At 64.4% G+C, this 17,063-nt stretch carries 12 protein-coding genes and 1 pseudogene; 5 read left to right on the plus strand and 8 right to left on the minus strand.

Annotation, left to right across the window (positions count from 1 at the left end; translation table 11 throughout):
* Nucleotide 1: 1 nt before the first annotated feature.
* From cysD to ACP69S_RS19360, 3 genes are read left to right on the plus strand one after another with little or no spacing between them, the layout of a single operon-like run.
* Entirely contained in the window at nt 2-904 is a 903-nt protein-coding gene (cysD, locus tag ACP69S_RS19350) for a sulfate adenylyltransferase subunit CysD (RefSeq protein ID WP_426000029.1), read from the plus strand.
* On the plus strand, nt 904-2,826 hold the full coding sequence (gene cysN / locus ACP69S_RS19355; RefSeq protein ID WP_426000031.1) for a sulfate adenylyltransferase subunit CysN: 1,923 nt from the start codon (nt 904-906) through the stop codon (nt 2,824-2,826). Before cysD ends, cysN begins: the two co-directional genes overlap by 1 nt.
* Nucleotides 2,823-3,581: a 3'(2'),5'-bisphosphate nucleotidase CysQ gene (locus ACP69S_RS19360; protein WP_426000033.1), complete on the plus strand. Its 759-nt coding sequence runs from the start codon at nt 2,823-2,825 to the stop codon at nt 3,579-3,581. The genes cysN and ACP69S_RS19360 overlap by 4 nt, the downstream gene beginning before the upstream one ends.
* Nucleotides 3,582-3,714: 133 nt before the next feature.
* Here the strand turns inward: ACP69S_RS19360 and ACP69S_RS19365 are convergent, their stop codons facing one another.
* On the minus strand, nt 3,715-4,866 hold the full coding sequence (locus ACP69S_RS19365; protein WP_426000034.1) for an FAS1-like dehydratase domain-containing protein: 1,152 nt from the start codon (nt 4,864-4,866) through the stop codon (nt 3,715-3,717).
* Between the two features lie 19 nt (nt 4,867-4,885).
* Nucleotides 4,886-6,451, minus strand: coding sequence for an acyl-CoA synthetase (locus ACP69S_RS19370; RefSeq protein WP_426000036.1), 1,566 nt, complete (start codon nt 6,449-6,451; stop codon nt 4,886-4,888).
* A gap of 116 nt (nt 6,452-6,567) precedes the next feature.
* Between ACP69S_RS19370 and ACP69S_RS19375 the strand changes: the two genes are divergently transcribed.
* The gene (locus ACP69S_RS19375) at nt 6,568-7,374 is read left to right on the plus strand and encodes an IclR family transcriptional regulator (RefSeq protein WP_426000038.1); all 807 of its coding nucleotides are present in this window, start codon (nt 6,568-6,570) and stop codon (nt 7,372-7,374) included.
* Between the two features lie 6 nt (nt 7,375-7,380).
* On the opposite strand, the gene ACP69S_RS19380 is transcribed toward ACP69S_RS19375, so the two are convergent.
* The 6 genes from ACP69S_RS19380 to ACP69S_RS19405 all read right to left on the minus strand — a co-directional run bounded on the left by ACP69S_RS19380 (nt 7,381) and on the right by ACP69S_RS19405 (nt 16,645).
* Nucleotides 7,381-8,979, minus strand: a complete 1,599-nt coding sequence (locus tag ACP69S_RS19380; RefSeq protein ID WP_426000039.1) for an SMP-30/gluconolactonase/LRE family protein — start codon at nt 8,977-8,979, stop codon at nt 7,381-7,383.
* A gap of 217 nt (nt 8,980-9,196) precedes the next feature.
* Nucleotides 9,197-10,630, minus strand: coding sequence for an aldehyde dehydrogenase family protein (locus tag ACP69S_RS19385; protein ID WP_426000040.1), 1,434 nt, complete (start codon nt 10,628-10,630; stop codon nt 9,197-9,199).
* Between the two features lie 91 nt (nt 10,631-10,721).
* Nucleotides 10,722-12,455, minus strand: coding sequence for a thiamine pyrophosphate-binding protein (locus tag ACP69S_RS19390; protein ID WP_426000042.1), 1,734 nt, complete (start codon nt 12,453-12,455; stop codon nt 10,722-10,724).
* Nucleotides 12,456-12,738: 283 nt separating this feature from the next.
* Nucleotides 12,739-14,118, minus strand: coding sequence for an aromatic ring-hydroxylating oxygenase subunit alpha (locus tag ACP69S_RS19395; RefSeq protein ID WP_426000044.1), 1,380 nt, complete (start codon nt 14,116-14,118; stop codon nt 12,739-12,741).
* Between the two features lie 48 nt (nt 14,119-14,166).
* Nucleotides 14,167-15,999 (minus strand): flavin-containing monooxygenase, encoded by a 1,833-nt coding sequence (locus tag ACP69S_RS19400; protein ID WP_426000046.1) that lies wholly within the window; start codon nt 15,997-15,999, stop codon nt 14,167-14,169.
* Between the two features lie 154 nt (nt 16,000-16,153).
* Nucleotides 16,154-16,645: a nuclear transport factor 2 family protein gene (locus ACP69S_RS19405; RefSeq protein WP_426000048.1), complete on the minus strand. Its 492-nt coding sequence runs from the start codon at nt 16,643-16,645 to the stop codon at nt 16,154-16,156.
* A 257-nt stretch (nt 16,646-16,902) separates the two neighbouring features.
* Here ACP69S_RS19405 and ACP69S_RS19410 point away from each other — a divergent pair.
* Nucleotides 16,903-17,063, plus strand: a pseudogene (locus ACP69S_RS19410) (CoA-acylating methylmalonate-semialdehyde dehydrogenase); the annotation flags it as partial.

Genomic DNA, 17,063 nt, shown 5'->3' on the forward strand with positions numbered 1-17,063 from the left:
CATGAAGACACTGACCCATCTGGAACGGCTCGAAGCCGAGGCGATCCATATAATGCGAGAGGTCGTCGCCGAGGCCGAGAAGCCGGTGATGCTTTACTCGGTCGGCAAGGACTCGGCCGTGATGCTGCATCTGGCGCGTAAGGCGTTCTATCCCTCGCCGCCGCCCTTCCCGCTGCTCCATATCGACACGACGTGGAAGTTCAAGGAGATGTACAAACTCCGCGACCGGATGGCGACGGACAGCGGCATGGAGCTGCTGGTCTATCAAAACCCCGAAGCGGCGGAGCGGGGCATCAATCCGTTCGACCATGGCGCGCTTCACACCGACATGTGGAAGACCGAGGGCCTGAAACAGGCGCTCGACAAGTACGGGTTCGACGCGGCCTTCGGCGGCGCGCGGCGCGATGAGGAAAAGAGCCGCGCCAAGGAGCGCATCTTCTCGTTCCGCACCACGACCCACGGCTGGGATCCGAAGAAGCAGCGCCCGGAACTGTGGAACCTCTACAACGCCCGCAAGAGCAAGGGCGAGAGCATCCGCGTCTTCCCGATCAGCAACTGGACCGAGCTCGACGTCTGGCAATATATCCAGTTGAACGACGTGCCGATCGTCCCGCTGTACTTCGCCGCCAAGCGCCCGACCGTGGAGCGCGACGGCATGCTGCTGATGGTCGACGATGATCGCTTCCCGCTTCGGCCAGGCGAGGTTCCAGTGGAGCGCTCGATCCGGTTCCGCACCCTGGGTTGCTATCCGCTGACCGGCGCGGTCGAGAGCGAAGCCTCGACCCTGTCGGCGATCATCCAGGAAACCCTGCTGACCACCACGTCAGAGCGGCAAGGCCGGGCGATCGACAAGGATGCCGGCGGCGCCGGCATGGAAAAGAAAAAGCAGGAAGGGTACTTCTGATGTCGACGCTCAATACAAAGGACAGCGTCTACCAGACCGAGGCCCTGATTGCCGAGGACATCGACGCCTATCTGGCCGCCCACCAGCACAAGACCATGCTGCGCTTCATCACCTGCGGGTCGGTGGACGACGGCAAGTCGACCCTGATCGGCCGACTGCTCTACGACAGCAAGATGATCTTCGAGGATCAACTGGCAGCGCTGGAAGCAGACTCAAAGAGGGTCGGCACCCAGGGCCAGGAAATCGACTTCGCCCTGCTGGTCGATGGTCTCGCCGCCGAGCGCGAGCAAGGCATCACAATTGATGTCGCCTACCGTTTCTTCGGCACCGAGAAGCGCAAGTTCATCGTCGCCGACACCCCCGGCCATGAGCAATATACCCGCAACATGGTGACCGGCGCCTCGACCGCCGACCTGGCGGTGATCCTGATCGACGCCCGCAAGGGCGTGCTGACCCAGACCCGTCGCCACTCGTATCTGGCGCACCTGATCGGCATCAAGAACCTGGTGCTGGCCGTCAACAAGATGGATCTGGTCGGCTACGATCAGGCCAAGTACGACGCCATCGTCGCCGACTACACCGCCTTCGCCAAAAGCATCGGCATCACCGCCTTCACGCCTATGCCGATCTCCGGCTTCAAGGGCGACAACATCACCGACCCCAGCGAAAACACGCCCTGGTACAGCGGCCCGACGCTGATGCAGCATCTCGAGACCGTCGAGGTCGGCATCGCGACCGACCAGACCAAGCCGCTGCGCATGGCGGTACAGTGGGTCAACCGCCCCAATCTGGATTTCCGAGGTTTCTCGGGTCAGATCAATAGCGGAACGGTCAAGCCGGGCGACGCCATCCGCGTGTTGCCGGGCGGCAAGACCTCGACCATCAGCCGCATCACCACCCTGGGCGCCGACCTGGACGAAGCGGTGGCCGGCCAGTCGGTCACACTGTCCTTTAACGACGAGATCGACTGCTCGCGCGGCAGCGTCATCGCCGCCGCCGACGCCCCGCCCGAAGTGTCGGACCAGTTCGAGACGACGCTTGTGTGGATGGATGACGAGCCCTTGATCGTGGGCCGGGCCTACTGGCTGAAGCTGGGAACCCAGCTGGTCTCGGCGACCGTTCAGCAGCCCAAGTACCAGGTCAACGTCAATACGATGGAGCACCTGGCGGCCAAGACGCTGGAGCTTAACGCGATCGGGGTGGCCGAACTGACGACCGACCGCCCCATCGTGTTCGAGCCCTACGCCGAGAACCACACGTTGGGCGGCTTCATCCTGATCGACAAGATCACCAATGCCACGGTCGCCGCCGGTACGCTGCACTTCAGCCTGCGCCGCGCCCAGAACGTTCACTGGCAGGCGACTGACATCAGCCGCGAGGCTCATGCCAGCCTGAAGAACCAGAAGGCCAAGGTACTGTGGTTCACGGGTCTGTCAGGCTCGGGCAAGTCGACCATCGCCAACGAGGTCGAAAAGAGCCTCGCCCTGATGAACCGCCACACCTTCCTGCTCGACGGCGACAATGTCCGCCACGGGATCAACAAGGACCTGGGGTTCACCGAGGCCGACCGGATCGAGAACATCCGCCGGGTCGGCGAGATCGCCAAGCTGATGGCCGACGCTGGCCTGATCGTGCTCACGGCCTTCATCTCCCCCTTCAGGGCCGAACGCGACATGGTTCGCGCCATGCTGCCCGAGGGCGAGTTCGTCGAGATCTTCGTCGACACCCCGCTGGAGGTCGCCGAGGCGCGGGACGCCAAGGGCCTCTACAAGAAGGCGCGGGCGGGCGACCTGAAGAACTTCACCGGCATCGACAGCCCCTATGAGCCGCCTCTGCAGCCGCAGATCCGGGTCAACACCGTGGAGATGACGCCGGCCGAGGCCGCCGAGTTCATCATCCGCCAGATCATGCCGCTCAAATGACCAGCGCCCTGAACGACGTCGAGCTCGCCGCCCATCTGGCGGAAACAGCAGGCAAGATCCTGCTTCAAGTCCGGGAATCCGGCCTGTTCAGCGCGAAAGCGCTGGGCAAGGCCGGGGACCAGACCGCCAATCAGTTTTTGGTGCATGCCCTGCGGGAGCAGCGGCCCGACGACGGGCTGCTCTCCGAAGAGATGAAGTGCGACGGCTCGCGCGTGGGGCAAAGCCGGGTGTGGATCATCGACCCTGTCGATGGCACGCGCGAATATGGTGAAGGCCGCACCGACTGGGCGGTGCATGTCGCCCTAGCCATCGACGGCGTGGCGACGGTCGGCGCGGTCGCCCTGCCCGGCCTGGACCTGACCCTGACTACGGGCGAGCCACTACCCCTGCCTCCGGCGAACAGCCCGCCGCGCATGCTGGTCAGCCGCACCCGTCCCGCTGCCGAGGCGGTGGCTGTCGCCGAAGCGGTCGGCGCCGAGCTTCTGCCCATGGGCTCGGCCGGGGCCAAGGCCATGGCCGTGGTGCGCGGCGAGGCCGACATCTACCTCCACACCGGCGGCCAGTATGAGTGGGACAGCTGCGCGCCTGTGGCCGTCGCCCAGGCGGTGGGGCTGCATGTCAGCCGCGTCGACGGGTCCCCGATCCGCTACAACAACGAAGACCCCTACCTGCCCGATGTGCTGATCTGCCGGCCAGAGCTGGCCGAGCGGGTCCTGGCGCTGGTCAAGGCTATGCCCAAGGCGGCGGCCGAGTAGCCAAGCGGATAATCAACCGGTCAGGCCAGGGGCGCGCTCGGCTGTGTAGTCTGCTCGCGCCATGCCCGCTCAGAATCTCGTCTCGAGACGCCGGACGCGAAAAGCGCCCGGCGTCTCGAGATAGAGCCCGCGATCAGGCGGCCGTACGGCTCGGCAGTTCGACGATCGACGAGCCCATCGCCGACATTTCACCGCGATGGGTCAGGGCTTCCTGCTGGATCTCGATGTAGTGCTTGCCGTTCTGCACGAACTTGCGAGCCACCGTGCCGTCGATGAAGATCACGTCACCATCCGGGTTGTGACGGCGGATCTGGCACTTGCTCTTGTGCAGGAAGCCGGCGTCGCCGATCCAGTTGGTGATGTGGTGGGTCAGCCACGAGCAACGCTCGGGACCATAGTCGTAGGCGCCGGGCGCGCCGACTTCCAGGGCGAAGGCTTCGTCCCAGTGAACGCGCTCAGGGCAGTCCGGCACATTGAAGCGGTTCTTAATGCCCAGGCCCGGGTGCTTCTGTTGCATCTGCCAGGCCATCTTGTTGGCGCGGATATAGAGACCGCCCCAACCCTGCGCATAGGCGATGAAGCCGGTGACGGTCATCGGACCCTTGATCATGCGCGGCAGGGCCTCGCCTTCACGGACATCTTCCCAGTAGCGCGGGGTCGCGCCGCGGATTTCCTCGGCGGCGTAGATCGCAGAATATTCGGCCAGTTCCTCTTCGGTGAACGGGACCACGCGGCCACGGGCTTCGGTGTATTTGGTGCCGCGCTCGCGGGCTTCGTCGCGATCGGTGCGGAACACCCAGCTGTTGCAGTCAGCGACCTTGTCGCCGTGCTGGTTGAAGAAGTCTACGTGATAGATCTGCTGGAACGAGCGACCGGCGAAGCGGGTCTGGTGCTCGATCAGGTCCTTCAGCGACGCCTCGGTGCTGATGGTGTCGTTGCGCAGAACCGGCTTTTCCCAGGTCCATTCCGAGCCCGCCCACATGGCGTGGACGCCCGACAGGCCGCCGACATAGCCCGAGACGATCCGGCTGGTGCTGAACAGGAAGCTGGGCAACGCCACCAGCGAACCGTACTGCGACTTGGCCGCATATTCCGGATCGCACCACAGCGGGTTGTCGTCGCCGATACCGTGGGCGTAGTGGCGGATGGCGTCGCGGGTCGCTTCATAGTTCCACGGCTCGACCGTGTCGGCAATCTTGACGCCGATCCGCTTGCGCAGATCGTCTAGGCCGGCCTCGGTGATCTTCGGAAAGCGGTTGACGGTCTCTTCGAGTACGTCGGTCATCTAGTTTTCTCCTGGAAATTCAGTTGACGGGCACGGCCGCCGCAGCGGCCTCGCGGTCGCGCAGAACCTTGCGGTTCACCTTGCCTGCGGGGGTTTTGGGGAGCTCGTCGGTGAACTCGACGATGCGCGGGAACTCATGCTGAGCCAGTCGCTCGCGCGTGAAGTCCTGCAGTTCCTTGACAAAGGCGTCGCTGGAGGCGCGGGGCGAAACGACGAAAGCCTTGACCACCAGGCCGCGCGTGGCGTCCGGCGCGCCGATCACGGCGCATTCGTTGACGTCTGGATGCTTGAGAAGCGTGTTCTCGATCTCGACCGCGCTCATCGTCCAGCCGGCGGAGATGATGACGTCGTCGGCGCGACCGGCGTGGTGGAAATAGCCATCCTCGTCGATCTTCGCGAGATCCTTGGTCGTTTCCCAGCGGTCGCGACGCCACAGCATCAACTCGCCAATGACGCCGGGAGCAGTCGCACTGCCGTCGGCGTTCTGGACCTGCAGCTTCAGGCCGGGCACGGGCTTGCCCAGCGAACCCGGCTTGACTGTGAAGTCGTCGGCGCCGGGATAGTTGACCAGCACCACGCCGATCTCGGTGGTGCCGTACATGCTGCAGGCCGGAACGGCGAAGGTCTCGTCGATGAAGCCCAGCGTCGCCGGATCGATGGGTTCGCCGGTGTAGGACAGCTTCTGGATCGAGAAGTTGAAGTCGCCCGCCTTTCCGGTGTTTTTCATCATCCGATAGTGGGTGGCGGCCGCCGACATGTTGGTGATCTTGTAGTCCTGCAGCGCCTTCATCAGCCGCACCGCATCGAACCGGCCGGCGAAGGTGCCGGTGGAGACGCCCAGCGCTAGCGGCGCCAGCGTGCCGTGCCACAGGCCGTGGCCCCAGGCGGGCGAGGACGGGCAGAAGAAGGCGTCTGTGGGCCGCACGCCGGTGCCGTACAGCGCGGCGAACATCAGGGTGACCAGCGCCCGGTGGGTATGCTTCACCGCCTCAGGCAGCTCGCGCGTCGTGCCGGATGTGTACTGAAAGACCGCCAGGTCGCTGGCCCTGGACTTCGGCGCGTAGGTCGCCGGATAGGTCAGGATCTCGTCGAGCAGGCCATCGTCCGCGATGACGACCCGCAGGCCGTCGATCTGACGCGCCAGCGGCGCCTTCTCGGTGTTGGTGATCAGGATAGTCGGCTTGCAGTCGTCGATGCGCAGCCGCAGGGCGTCGGGACCGAACAGCGTGAACAGCGGCACGCTGATCGCGCCGGTCTGCATCGCGCCGAACAGGCAGACATAGAAGGGCAGCGACGGCTCGAGCATGAAGGCGATGCGGTCGCCCTTCTGGATGCCTTGGGCGTCCAGCCAATGGGCGAAGCGCGCGGCGCCCACGGCGATCCCGTCGAAGCTCAGGATCTCGTCGCGACCGTCGGCGTGAGCGATGCGCACCGCAGGCCGGCCTGAGCCGTCGGCATGACGCGTGATGCACTCATGGGCGATGTTCAGCTGGTCCTGATCGCGATCGAACAGCTCCCACAGTGCGGCCGAATTGGCGTGCGCCTGGGCGTCTGCGAAACGCGAATAGTCAGTCAGCTTCACCATGGGTCCACCGGTCGGTCGGGAGCAAAGCGACGCGCAATCGCGCGTCGGCTCGGGGTGTCGGCAGGTGGACCCAAACGCTTGATGTTGTAAATATAGAATGATATTCAATATATTGAATGACGAAGTCTCCTCAGAAAACTCCACTCGATCGCTCGCTCGCCGCGACCGTGAAGGAGAGCAAGGCGCCCGCCATTTCCCGGGCCGCCGCCGTCCTGCGTTTGCTGGGCAAGAGCGACACGCCCTTGGGCCTTCAGGGCATCGCGCGGGAGCTCGGTCTGGTGCCCAGCACATGCCTGTATGTCTTGCGGGCCTTGGTTGCGGAGGAGCTCGTGTCCTTCGATCCCGACACAAAACGCTATGCTCTGGAGGCTGGAATCCTGACCCTCGCGCGGCAATGGCTGCGGCGAAACCAGTTCCCGGATCAGGCCCAGCCGGTGCTGGATCGCATCGCCCAGGACTTCGGTGTGACCATGCTGGGCGTGCAAATTGTGGGCCTGGATCACATCATCGCCGTGGCGGTTTCACGCTCTGGCAACAACATCCAGCTCAGCACCCAGGTCGGCAGCCGCTTCCCCGCGCTGATCAGCGCGACCGGACGATGCATCGCCGCCTACGGCGACTATTCAGATGGCGAGCTCGAAGCGCGGTTCCACACGCTGCGCTGGGACCAGCCGCCGACCTTCGAGGCGTGGAGGCAGCAGGTCGCCGAGACCAGGCTCCAGGGCTTTAGCGTCGATGACAGCAGCTATATCGCCGGCGTCACGGTCATCGCCGCGCCGGTCTGGAAGCGAAGCGGCAATCCCAGCCACGCCCTGGTCGCAATCGGCATCAGCAGCACCCTCAAGCGTGGCGGCATAGCGGCTGTGGGCGAGGCCCTGTTGTCGGGCGCGCGCGACCTATCCGGAGACATGATGGGCGGATAGGCTTGGCTAACCGGCCACCCGCAGCGCCAGCACGCTGCCCTCGGCGTCGGCCGAGATGTAGAGCGTTCCATCGGGGCCTGCGGCGATCCCGGCGAACGGCCCCATCGGCCCCGACATGTTGCCGATAGGCCCAAGGAATTTCGGCGTCACGCCTGCCGGTGCGCCGACTGGCAAACCCGACGCGATCGTGCGGCGAGCTCTGCTGGTCAGGTCGTACTCGATCAGGTCCTTGGCCAGCGCATCGACGACATAGAGCAATCGGCCCCGAACCAGGATGCCCTGCGGCTCCCTGAGCCCATCCACGAGGGTCTCAGCCCGACCGCCAGACAGCTTGACCACCCTGCCCGCTCCGGACTCCGACACGAGGACAGTCCCGTCCGGCCCGATCGCCACGCCCATTGGCTCGTTAAGCCTTGAGGCCAGCACCTCGGCATTGCCGTTCTGGATCGCCAGCACCCGGCCACCGCCGGCTTCGGCGAAGACCACCCCGCCGCCCGGCGCGACCGCCACGCCGTAGAGGCGGTCATAGCCCTCACCCAGGAACTCGCTTTCCATGGCCGCCGGCCGCCAGCGCGCCACGTGGCCATTGGCGGTGGTTACGATCACCTCGCCGGGTCCGGACGCCGCTACGCCGCGAACATAGCCCGGGCAACCGGGCGTGAAGAGCATGCCTGCCACCTGCCGGTCCTGGCCTGGTCGCACGAAATAACAATAGGGCCCGTCCGCCGCGAACAGCTGACCGTCCTCTAGAACAGCCAGGCCCAGCGGCCAGTTGAAGCCGTCAGGGACCACCGAGCGCAACTTGCCGCCGGCAAGGATCTCGTTGACCTGACCCGAGATGCTGGAGACGAAGATCCGGTCGCCGACGAAGGTGACGTTGTCGAGGCCCGCCGCGACCGTGGCCAGCACGGTGCGGTCGCCATTGCGCGGATCAATCCGCAGCACCTGGCCGCTGGCCACCTGGGTCGAGATAAGGAAGCCCTGAGCGTCGAACTTCACCGAGTCCGGCACGCCCAAGTCGCGGGCGACCACTTCATGTGCGCCGCCGTCCAGGCCGATCCGCCAGATCTCGTTGAGGCCCATCACGGGAAAATAGAGCTTGTCGTCCGGCCCTACGTCCATAGCGTTGGGCATCGGCACATCGGTCGCGATCATGCGCGGAGCCCCGCCGTCGCGGTCCAGCTCCATGATCCGGCCGCCCATCTGGCACTCGCCAGCGATCAGTCGGCCTTGGTGAAAGGTGATCGGATTGGCGACGGGAATGTCGCCATAGACGACGCGCGTCGTTCCGTTGGGCGCGATCATGCTGACGCGGCCTTCGGTGATCTCGGTGGCGTAGAGGTTTCCCGCGTCGTCGAACACCAGGTCGTCGGGCGCGACGATAGCGCCGCCCTTTGAGGTGATGATTTCGACCACGCCGGTGTCGACATCGATGGCGCTGATCGTGCTGCCCGACACCTGGGCGACATAGATCCGCCCGTCAGGACCGGTCCGCAGGCCGTTGGCGCCGAACAGACGGCTGGGCGGGGTGACCCGCTCCAGCGTCCAGCCCTCGGCGACGGTGGCGGGGACCGAGGTCGTGTAGCGCCCGTGTTGCAGCGACATGTTTGGCCTCTCCTGCGGGCGCGGCCCGCCCCTAGTCCAAGGGCGGCCCAGCGCCATGTGGCGAGGGCCGCATTAGCCCGAAATGATCGTGTCGTTCGGCGCCCTAGAGCCCTTTCCGACCTGATGGCTTCATCAGGGTCGGGATAGAAGGGCTCTAAATCAAAAGTTTAGAGCATTTTTCGATCCGATAACCGTTTCACACTTATCGGAAAATGCTCTAGCCGGCCGCAGGAGCCGGCGCGTAGCCGAGCAGGCTCTTGGTCTCCAGATATTCGTGGAAACCGAACTCGCCCCATTCACGCCCGTTGCCGCTTTTCTTGTAGCCGCCGAAAGCCGCATTGAAGTCAAAGCCGCCGTTGATGCTGACCCAGCCGGTGCGCAATTGGCGCGCGACAGCATTGCACTGCGCCGCGTCGGCGCCGACCACATAGCCGGCCAGGCCGAACGGACTGTCATTGGCGATCTCTACCGCGTGGTCGATGTCGTCGTAGCCGATCATCACCAGCACCGGACCGAAGATTTCCTCGCGGCCGATGGTCGTGTCGTTGGTGGTCACGAACACCGTGGGCTTGACGTAATAGCCCTTGTCCAGACCGTCGGGACGGCCCGGACCGCCGACGACCAGCTTGGCGCCTTCGCTCAGGCCCAGCTCGATATAGCGCTGGATGTCGTTGTACTGGCCCTTGGAGACCACGGGCCCCATCGCCACATTGCTCTTGGGGTCGCCCACCGTGACGCCCTCGGCGCCCTGGCGCGCGGCCGCAATGGCTTCGTCCATCCGCGACAGGGGCACCAGCAAGCGCGAGCCCGCGCTGCAGGTCTGACCCGAATTGACCATCATGCCGCCCGCCGCGGCGGCGACGTTCTGGGCGAGATTGGCGTCGTCGAGCACGATGTGAGCGCTCTTGCCGCCCAGCTCCTGGCAGACGCGCTTGACGCCCGGCGCGGCGTTCTTGGCGATCTCGACACCCACGCTCTCAGAGCCGGTGAACGAAATCATGTCCACTTCGGGATGGGTCGAAAGCGCCGTCCCTATGACACTGCCGCTGCCCTGAACCATGTTGAACACACCGGCCGGAACGCCGGCAGCATGGATGATCTCAGCCAGGATCTGGGCCGAATAGGGCGCCAGCTGCGGCGGCTTGAGGATCATGGTGCAGCCGGTCGCCAGCGCCGGGAAGACCTTCACGGCGATCTGGTTCATCGGCCAGTTCCAGGGCGTGATCAGCGCGCAAACGCCGATCGGCTCCTTGACGGTCAGGGTGGCGCCACGAAGCGTTTCGAATTCGAACGTCTTCAGAACTTCGATGGCCGTGGCCAGGTGGCCCGAGCCGAGGCCGACATGGAAGCCGTTGCCCAGCGCGCTCGGCGCGCCCATTTCCTCGGTGATGGCTTCGCCGAGCTCCTGCTGGCGGCGCTCATATTCGGCCTGGATCGCCAGCAGGACCTTGAGCCGCTCTTCGCGGCTGGTCTTCGACCAGCTGGAGAAGGCCTTGCGCGCGGCCGCGACGGCCTTTTCGACGTCGGCGACGGATCCCAGAGAGATCGTGCCCGACACCTCTTCGGTCGCCGGGTTTATGATATTGGTGGTCTTCGGCTCGATCGGATCGACCCACTGGCCGTCGATGTAGAACTTGAGATATTCGCGCATGACATCTCCCTAGAACCACCGAGTTTCACATCCCGGTTTCTTGAATCGTCAACGCCGGACCCTTGCGAGCCCGGCGTTGATCTGGATCGATTTACTGAGTGCCTTCGGCGTACCAGGTACGGAACTCGGCATATTTCGGCATCTCTTCCGAATTGGCCTTCGGGTCGATCGCCACGTGGATGACGGCGACCTTGCCGCTGGCATAGGCGCGCTCGATAGCCGGGCCGATGTCTTCGGCCTTGGTGACGAATTCGCCATGGCAGCCGAAGCCTTCGCCGATCTTGTCGAAGCGGACTTCCTTGCTCCAGTGCGTGCCGGTCTCGTTGGTGCCCTGACCGAAGGTGCGCTTGTAGACGCCCACTTCCAGACCCCACTGGAAGTCGACGCCCACGACGCAGACCAGCGGCAGGTTGCAGCGCACGGCCGTCTCCAGCTCACCGATATGGAACAGGAACGAGCTATCGCTGGTCAGCAGCATGCCGGGGCGCTTCTTGCCCGTGGCGGCCTGGTCGGCCAGCATCGCGCCGGTGGCGTAAGGCAGGCCGGTGCCGATGTGACCGAAGTTCTGGTTCCAGATCACGTCGTGCGGTTTGCACATCGAATAGGTCCACTGGAAGATCACCGTAGCTCCGCCATCGCGGATCATGATGCCGTCCTTCGGGAACGCCTTGGTGGCCTCGACCACGAAGCGCGAGGTGTGCATCGGCACGTCGCCGCTGCCGTCGCTCTTGGTCAGGGTCTCGGCGGCCAGCGAGTCTAGCTCGTCTTGGCCGTCCTTCATGAACTTGGCCAAGCCTTGGGCAGGCGGACGCGGCGTGTCCTTCAGCGCGGCGATCAGTTGCGGCACCACGCCGCGAAGATCGCCGACCAGCGGCACGTCGATCGGACGGTTGACGCCGATGGCGGTCGGGTCCTGCTCGACATAGATCCACTTGCGGATGGCTTCGTTCTTCACCCAGTAGCGCCAGCGGCCGTAGTGCACCGGCTCGCCCAGCTCGGTGCCCAGCGCCAGACAGAGATCGGACTCCGTTACCGCCTCGATCGAGGCGTTCGAGAAGACGTACTGGAAGGTGCGGTCTTCCAGGCCGGGGATGAAGGAGGTGCCGCCCGAGGTCTGGATCACCGGGCAGTTCATCAGCTCGGCCAGTTCCTTGACCGCGGCGCCCATGCGCGTGGTGTGGACGGCGTGGCCGACCAGCAGGATCGGGTTCTTGGCTTCCCGGATCAGCTTGGCCGCTTGAGCGACCATGTCGATGTCGGCGCCCTGGTTGACCAGGCGATAGCGCGACGGCGGCAGCGGCTCGGGCAGGTCCAGCTCTTCGAGAATAATGTGGCTGGGATATTCGATATAGACCGGACCCGGCGTGCCGCCGATGGCCTGACGGATGCCCTCGCGGATGATCTCGTCGGTCTGGTCGGCATATTCGATCGAGGCGGCGTACTTCACCGAGTTCTCGAACAGCGGCATCTGCTTGACAAACTGGATGCGGCCGCGACGGACGCGCTGCTCGGTCACCCGGGCGCGTTGACCGCTAAGGAAGATCACCGGCGAGTTCTCGACCAGGCAGCACTGGATGGCCGGCGCCGCGTTGGCGATGCCCGGGCCGAGGGTCCCGATGCAGAGCGCGGGCTTGCCGGTCATGCGCGAGGCGGCTTCGGCCATGAAGCCGGCGGCGGCTTCATGGTGGGGCGCCACGACGGTCCAGCCGCGGGCCTCGGCCTCAAGGAACATGTGGACGAAGTTCGGATCGGGGATGCCGAAAAGGGTGTTGATCCCTTCGGCCTCGAACAGGTCCAGGATGCGCTTGTAAACGGGTACGCCCATGGAAAGTCCCTTTATGTCTGGCTCGGCGGGCCGTTCGCGATGACAGGAATTCCTGACGACAGGCGAGCGGCGGGATGATGACTTGATCGGTGCATAGAGGCCTCCCAGACCGGCCGTCAATGAAGCCTCCAGAGCCATCGCCCCTACGCTATCGACGGGCCATTTTGCTGGGTTTCGGCCCCATCGGTTTGGCGATATCGAGCCGTTGCTGACGCACGAAAAACGCCCAGCTCCATCGCGGGAACCGGGCGTTTTCGTGCATGGATAAATCGGCCGCGCCGGCTTACTTCGGGTCGAGCACGCTAGGTATGCCGCGCTCCATATAGCGGGCTAGGTTGCGGTGGAAATTGGTCACCTTGCGCTCCTGGTGGGGGTTGGGCAGCGGGCCGCGGAAACCGCGGGACTTCATGCCTTTCTGCACGCAGGACATGTTTGAGAAGTCCTGCGCCAGCACGGCGCCCCAGTTGTCGGCGTTCGCCTCGGCATAGACCCATTCGGTCTTGGGCCCTTGGCCTTCGGGGAAGCGCTCGATGGCGTAGGACTCGAAGATGCATTTGTTGGGATCGTCGCCGTAAGGGCGCGTGCGGTAGCAGAGCGCGAAGGTGATCCCCTGCAGGATGGCGGTGTTGGGGAAGACGTTCCAGGCCAGGCCGGCCTGGCCCATCTGCTCTGGCGTGATCGTCGGCCATTCGACACCGCGCGCCGCGTCGTCGGCCTTCGCCGAGGCCAGCCAGTGCCTGATCACCTCCTGCGGCGGCGTGCCTTCGGGCAACTCATCGACTAGCCGCCTGGCCGCATTGACCAGGGTCTCGGTCGTGCTGGCGTTGTTGACGGTCTGGTAGATCTCGTTCTGCAGCTCATAGGTCGAGATGCGGGCGTCAGCGCCCTTCCCTGCCCGTGTGATGCTGCTGCTTTCCGTGGTCTTCTTGGACGCATCGCGCTCGTCGAAGCCACTGACGCCGTGCAGGCCGTAGGCGGCGCTATAGGCATAGTACTCGCCATATTCGAGCAGCTGCGGATGGGTGCCCGCGACATGGTAGGGTTCCATGAACGCTTCCAGCGCGGTCTTCCAGTTACAGTCATAGACCACCCACTGGCGCCACTTGTAGCGCATCTTCTCGAACTGGAACGGATCCAGGATACTGGCGGCCGGCTCAAGATATTCGCGCAGCGGCGCTGCTTCCGGATCCATGTTGACGAAGATCCAGCCGCCCCAGATGTCGGCCCTAATCCGGCTCAGCGAGGTGCGCTCCTCGGTAAGCGCGCCCTTCCAGTCCTGCGGATCCAGGATGTAGGTGTTCTTGCCCTTGAGGTCGAAGGTCCAACCGTGGAAGCCGCAGACGAAGTTCTTCTTCTTCCCGCAGCCCCGGTTCTCGCCTTCGGGTACATCGACCAGACGGCGGCCGCGATGCGGGCAGACATTGTAATAGGCCTTGATCGAGTCCGGCGCATCGCGAACCACCAGGATCGACTCGTCGCCGATCTCATAGGTGATGTAATTGCCGACCTCGGGGATCTCCTCGACACGCCCAGCGACCTGCCAGACCTTGGCCCAAAGCCGGTCGGCCTCCTCCTCCGCATATTCGCGGGAAAGGAAGGCCTCGGTGGGATAGGTCAGCGGCTCTTCCAGATCGTCGACGCTGATGTTGACCGGCTTGTTCATGACGCTCGTCTTTCGCCTTCTACCCCCAGGTTGAAATCAATCACCCCGTCAGTTCGATAGCTTCAGCCCCGGCATGTCGCCTGTCGAACGCCAGTCCTCCAGCAACCTCTGGAACGCGTCCCAGCCCGGGCCGTAGGCGCGGAACAGCCGCCACTTGGCCTTGTCCTCGCCTTCGTTGTTGAAATAGCTGGGCGTACATTCGTGCGTGAACGCCGTCATGTCGATTTCCATCGACTCGAAGTGGCTGACGTAGTCCTCCTGCGCCTGCTGGCTCGGCTCGACCACACCAGCGCCGCGCTTGAGCGTTTCGCTGATAATGTGGGCGATGTGATAGCCCTGCCGGCCGTTCTGTTCGGTGACCGAGGCGTTCAGGCCGCCCTGGATGTAACCCATGTAGAACTGGTTCGGAAAACCGTGGGTCATCACCCCGTGGAAGGTCTTGGGACCATCGGCCCAATGGCGGTAGATCGACAGGCCGTCCCGGCCCTCGATGGTGTCGATGCCCCAACGGCGATCCAGGTCGCTGGTTACTTCGAAGCCGCTGGCGAAGATCATGCAGTCGACTTCGTATTCCTTGCCGTTGGCAACGAAGCCCTTCTCGGTCATCCGCTCGACGCCCTTGGTCAGCGACACGTCGATCAACTCGACATTGGGACGGTTGAAGGTCGGGTAGAACGTATCGCTCGACAGCGGACGCTTGCAGAGGAAGCGGTAATAGGGCTTCAGCGCCTCGGCCGTCGCGGGATCCTCAACCAAGGCTTCAACCCGGCGACGCAGGCGTTCCATCACCCGATAGTCGATGACTTCGCGCTTGGCGACATAGTCCTCCATCGACAGCTGTGGCCAGCCTTCGGCCTCCATTTCGGCGGCGAAGTTGCGGGCGATCTCGGTCCAGATGTCGCAGATCAAGTCCTGCTCGCCGGGCGCGAAGGCTTCCATGGCGGCGCGGTGGAAATTGGCCTGGCGCGCGCTCTGCCAACCCGGTTGCAGCGACTTGGCCCATTCATGATCGGTCGGCGGATTGGGTCGCTCGTCCACGCTAGAAGGCGTGCGCTGAATGACATAGAGCTGCTGAGCGTACTTGCCGATATAGGGCGCCACCTGGATGGCGGTGGCCCCGGTCCCGATGATCGCCACGCGCTTGTCGACAAGCTTGTCCAGCACCGGGTTCTTATAATCGCCGCCGGTGTAGTCGAAGTCCCAGCGCGCGGTGTGGAACATCTTGCCCTTGAACGTCTCGATGCCCGGGACGCCAGGCAGTTTGGGCATGTTGAGCACGCCGCTGGCGACGATCACGAAACGCGCCAGCAGTTCGTCGCCGCGATTGGTCGACACCCGCCAACGACCGATGCTCGCGTCCCAGCGCAGCCCGTTGCTCTGGGTGTGGAAAAGCGCCTTGTCGGCGAACTCGAACTTCTCGGCGATCTTCCGGGCGTAACCCTGGATTTCCGCGCCGTCCGTGAACTTCTTCGACGGCACGAAACCGGTCTCTTCCAGCAGCGGCAGGTAGATGTAGGATTCGTTGTCGCACTGGATGCCGGGATAGCGGTTCCAGTACCAGACGCCGCCAAAGTCGCCGGCGCTGTCGATGTTTCGGAAGCTGCTCACGCCAGCCTTGGCCAAGTGATAGGCGGCCATGATTCCCGACCATCCGGCGCCCAGAATGACGACGTCCAGCTCCTCGGAAAGCGGCGCGCGCGGCTCGACCGGCGTGTGCGGATCGGTGACATAGTCCTCGACCACTTCGCCACCGGTGGGACGGACATACTGCTCCTGCCCTTCGCGCCGGATGCGCTTGTCGCGCTCGTACCGATACTTCTCCCGCATCGCGGGGATGTCGATTTCACTGGCCGGGGGCGTCTGAGTGGGCTCGCAGCTCATGGTTCACTCCCGAAGATCATTTTCGCGGCCCGCTTAATCAACAGGGCTGTCCACTTTGCAGCACACTTGCCCGGACGACCGCCGCCACGCCATAGGGCGGGCAAGAATTCGCCCGCGCGATGAGTTCGGCCCCTTTTGGGTATCTCAAAGCGCGCTAGGCCTTCCGAACGAAGGTGGGGTCGTCCGGTCCCGGCATCCCCGGAAAGGCGCCGTAGTCCGTCGGCTCGATGAACGTTCCGCTCAGGTCGGTTGGGCCGTGATAGGCCATGCTCCAGTGGCGCCACTGGAAGCGCCACGCCCCGTCCTCCTCGACATAGCGGTCGTAATAGACGCCGAAGGTGATGGCCGTGCTGCCGTCCTTCTTCTTGGCGAATTCGGTCATCTGCAGGCGCCCGATCGCGGAGCCGTCACCGACCTCCAGGATCGGTTGGCCCGAGACCAACTGGATACGCTCGCAGCGGCCCAGCAGGTTGCGGCAAGCCTCCGCGATCTCGTCGCGACCGCGGATGTGCATGCCCGCGATCTTCCATTCGCCCCGCGTTGCGAAGCATTCGGAAAAGCTTGTAGCGTCCTGGCGCCAGACAGCGTCGACGAAGCGGGCATGAAGCTGGCGGATGCCGCAGTCGGCCGCCACGAAATCGGTCATTGGGTCATTCTCCGTGTCGGGCGACAAAGATCGCCAAACGCTCTGGCCACTATCTTGATGGCGACGCCGGGAACGTCGTCTTCTTGGCCCGATCACGCCATCCGGGCCGGCGCCCCTACAAGTCCGCAAAGGCAACTATCGCACACGCGATGAGCGCCCAATCGCTATGGGAAGTTGCGGCCAGGCTTTGCATAATCGGCTCAGTCCGTTGACGCGGTTCGGCGCTCGGCTCGATCAGAATAATAGATGAGGACCCTGTGCGGGCCATTGACCATTTCATAGCGGGGGCGAGCGCGCCTGGCGCTTCTGGCCGTTTCGGCGACGTCTTCAATCCCAACACCGGCGAGGTGCAGGCCCGGGTTCAGCTGGCGACCGACGCCGAGCTGGACGCGGCGGTGCAGAACGCGGCCATGGCCCA

The sequence above is a fragment of the Caulobacter sp. DWR1-3-2b1 genome (assembly GCF_049895765.1).
GTDB lineage: Bacteria > Pseudomonadota > Alphaproteobacteria > Caulobacterales > Caulobacteraceae > Caulobacter.

What these genes read in the sequence shown, in the direction of transcription:
- ACP69S_RS19390 (WP_426000042.1), bottom strand. Translation starts at nt 12,455, where the DNA reads ATGGGCGTACCCGTTTACAAGCGCATCCTGGACCTGTTCGAGGCCGAA.
- cysN (WP_426000031.1), top strand. Translation starts at nt 904, where the DNA reads ATGTCGACGCTCAATACAAAGGACAGCGTCTACCAGACCGAGGCCCTG.
- ACP69S_RS19385 (WP_426000040.1), bottom strand. Translation starts at nt 10,630, where the DNA reads ATGCGCGAATATCTCAAGTTCTACATCGACGGCCAGTGGGTCGATCCG.
- ACP69S_RS19380 (WP_426000039.1), bottom strand. Translation starts at nt 8,979, where the DNA reads ATGTCGCTGCAACACGGGCGCTACACGACCTCGGTCCCCGCCACCGTC.
- ACP69S_RS19405 (WP_426000048.1), bottom strand. Translation starts at nt 16,645, where the DNA reads ATGACCGATTTCGTGGCGGCCGACTGCGGCATCCGCCAGCTTCATGCC.
- ACP69S_RS19360 (WP_426000033.1), top strand. Translation starts at nt 2,823, where the DNA reads ATGACCAGCGCCCTGAACGACGTCGAGCTCGCCGCCCATCTGGCGGAA.
- ACP69S_RS19365 (WP_426000034.1), bottom strand. Translation starts at nt 4,866, where the DNA reads ATGACCGACGTACTCGAAGAGACCGTCAACCGCTTTCCGAAGATCACC.
- ACP69S_RS19395 (WP_426000044.1), bottom strand. Translation starts at nt 14,118, where the DNA reads ATGAACAAGCCGGTCAACATCAGCGTCGACGATCTGGAAGAGCCGCTG.
- ACP69S_RS19400 (WP_426000046.1), bottom strand. Translation starts at nt 15,999, where the DNA reads ATGAGCTGCGAGCCCACTCAGACGCCCCCGGCCAGTGAAATCGACATC.
- ACP69S_RS19375 (WP_426000038.1), top strand. Translation starts at nt 6,568, where the DNA reads ATGACGAAGTCTCCTCAGAAAACTCCACTCGATCGCTCGCTCGCCGCG.
- ACP69S_RS19370 (WP_426000036.1), bottom strand. Translation starts at nt 6,451, where the DNA reads ATGGTGAAGCTGACTGACTATTCGCGTTTCGCAGACGCCCAGGCGCAC.
- cysD (WP_426000029.1), top strand. Translation starts at nt 2, where the DNA reads ATGAAGACACTGACCCATCTGGAACGGCTCGAAGCCGAGGCGATCCAT.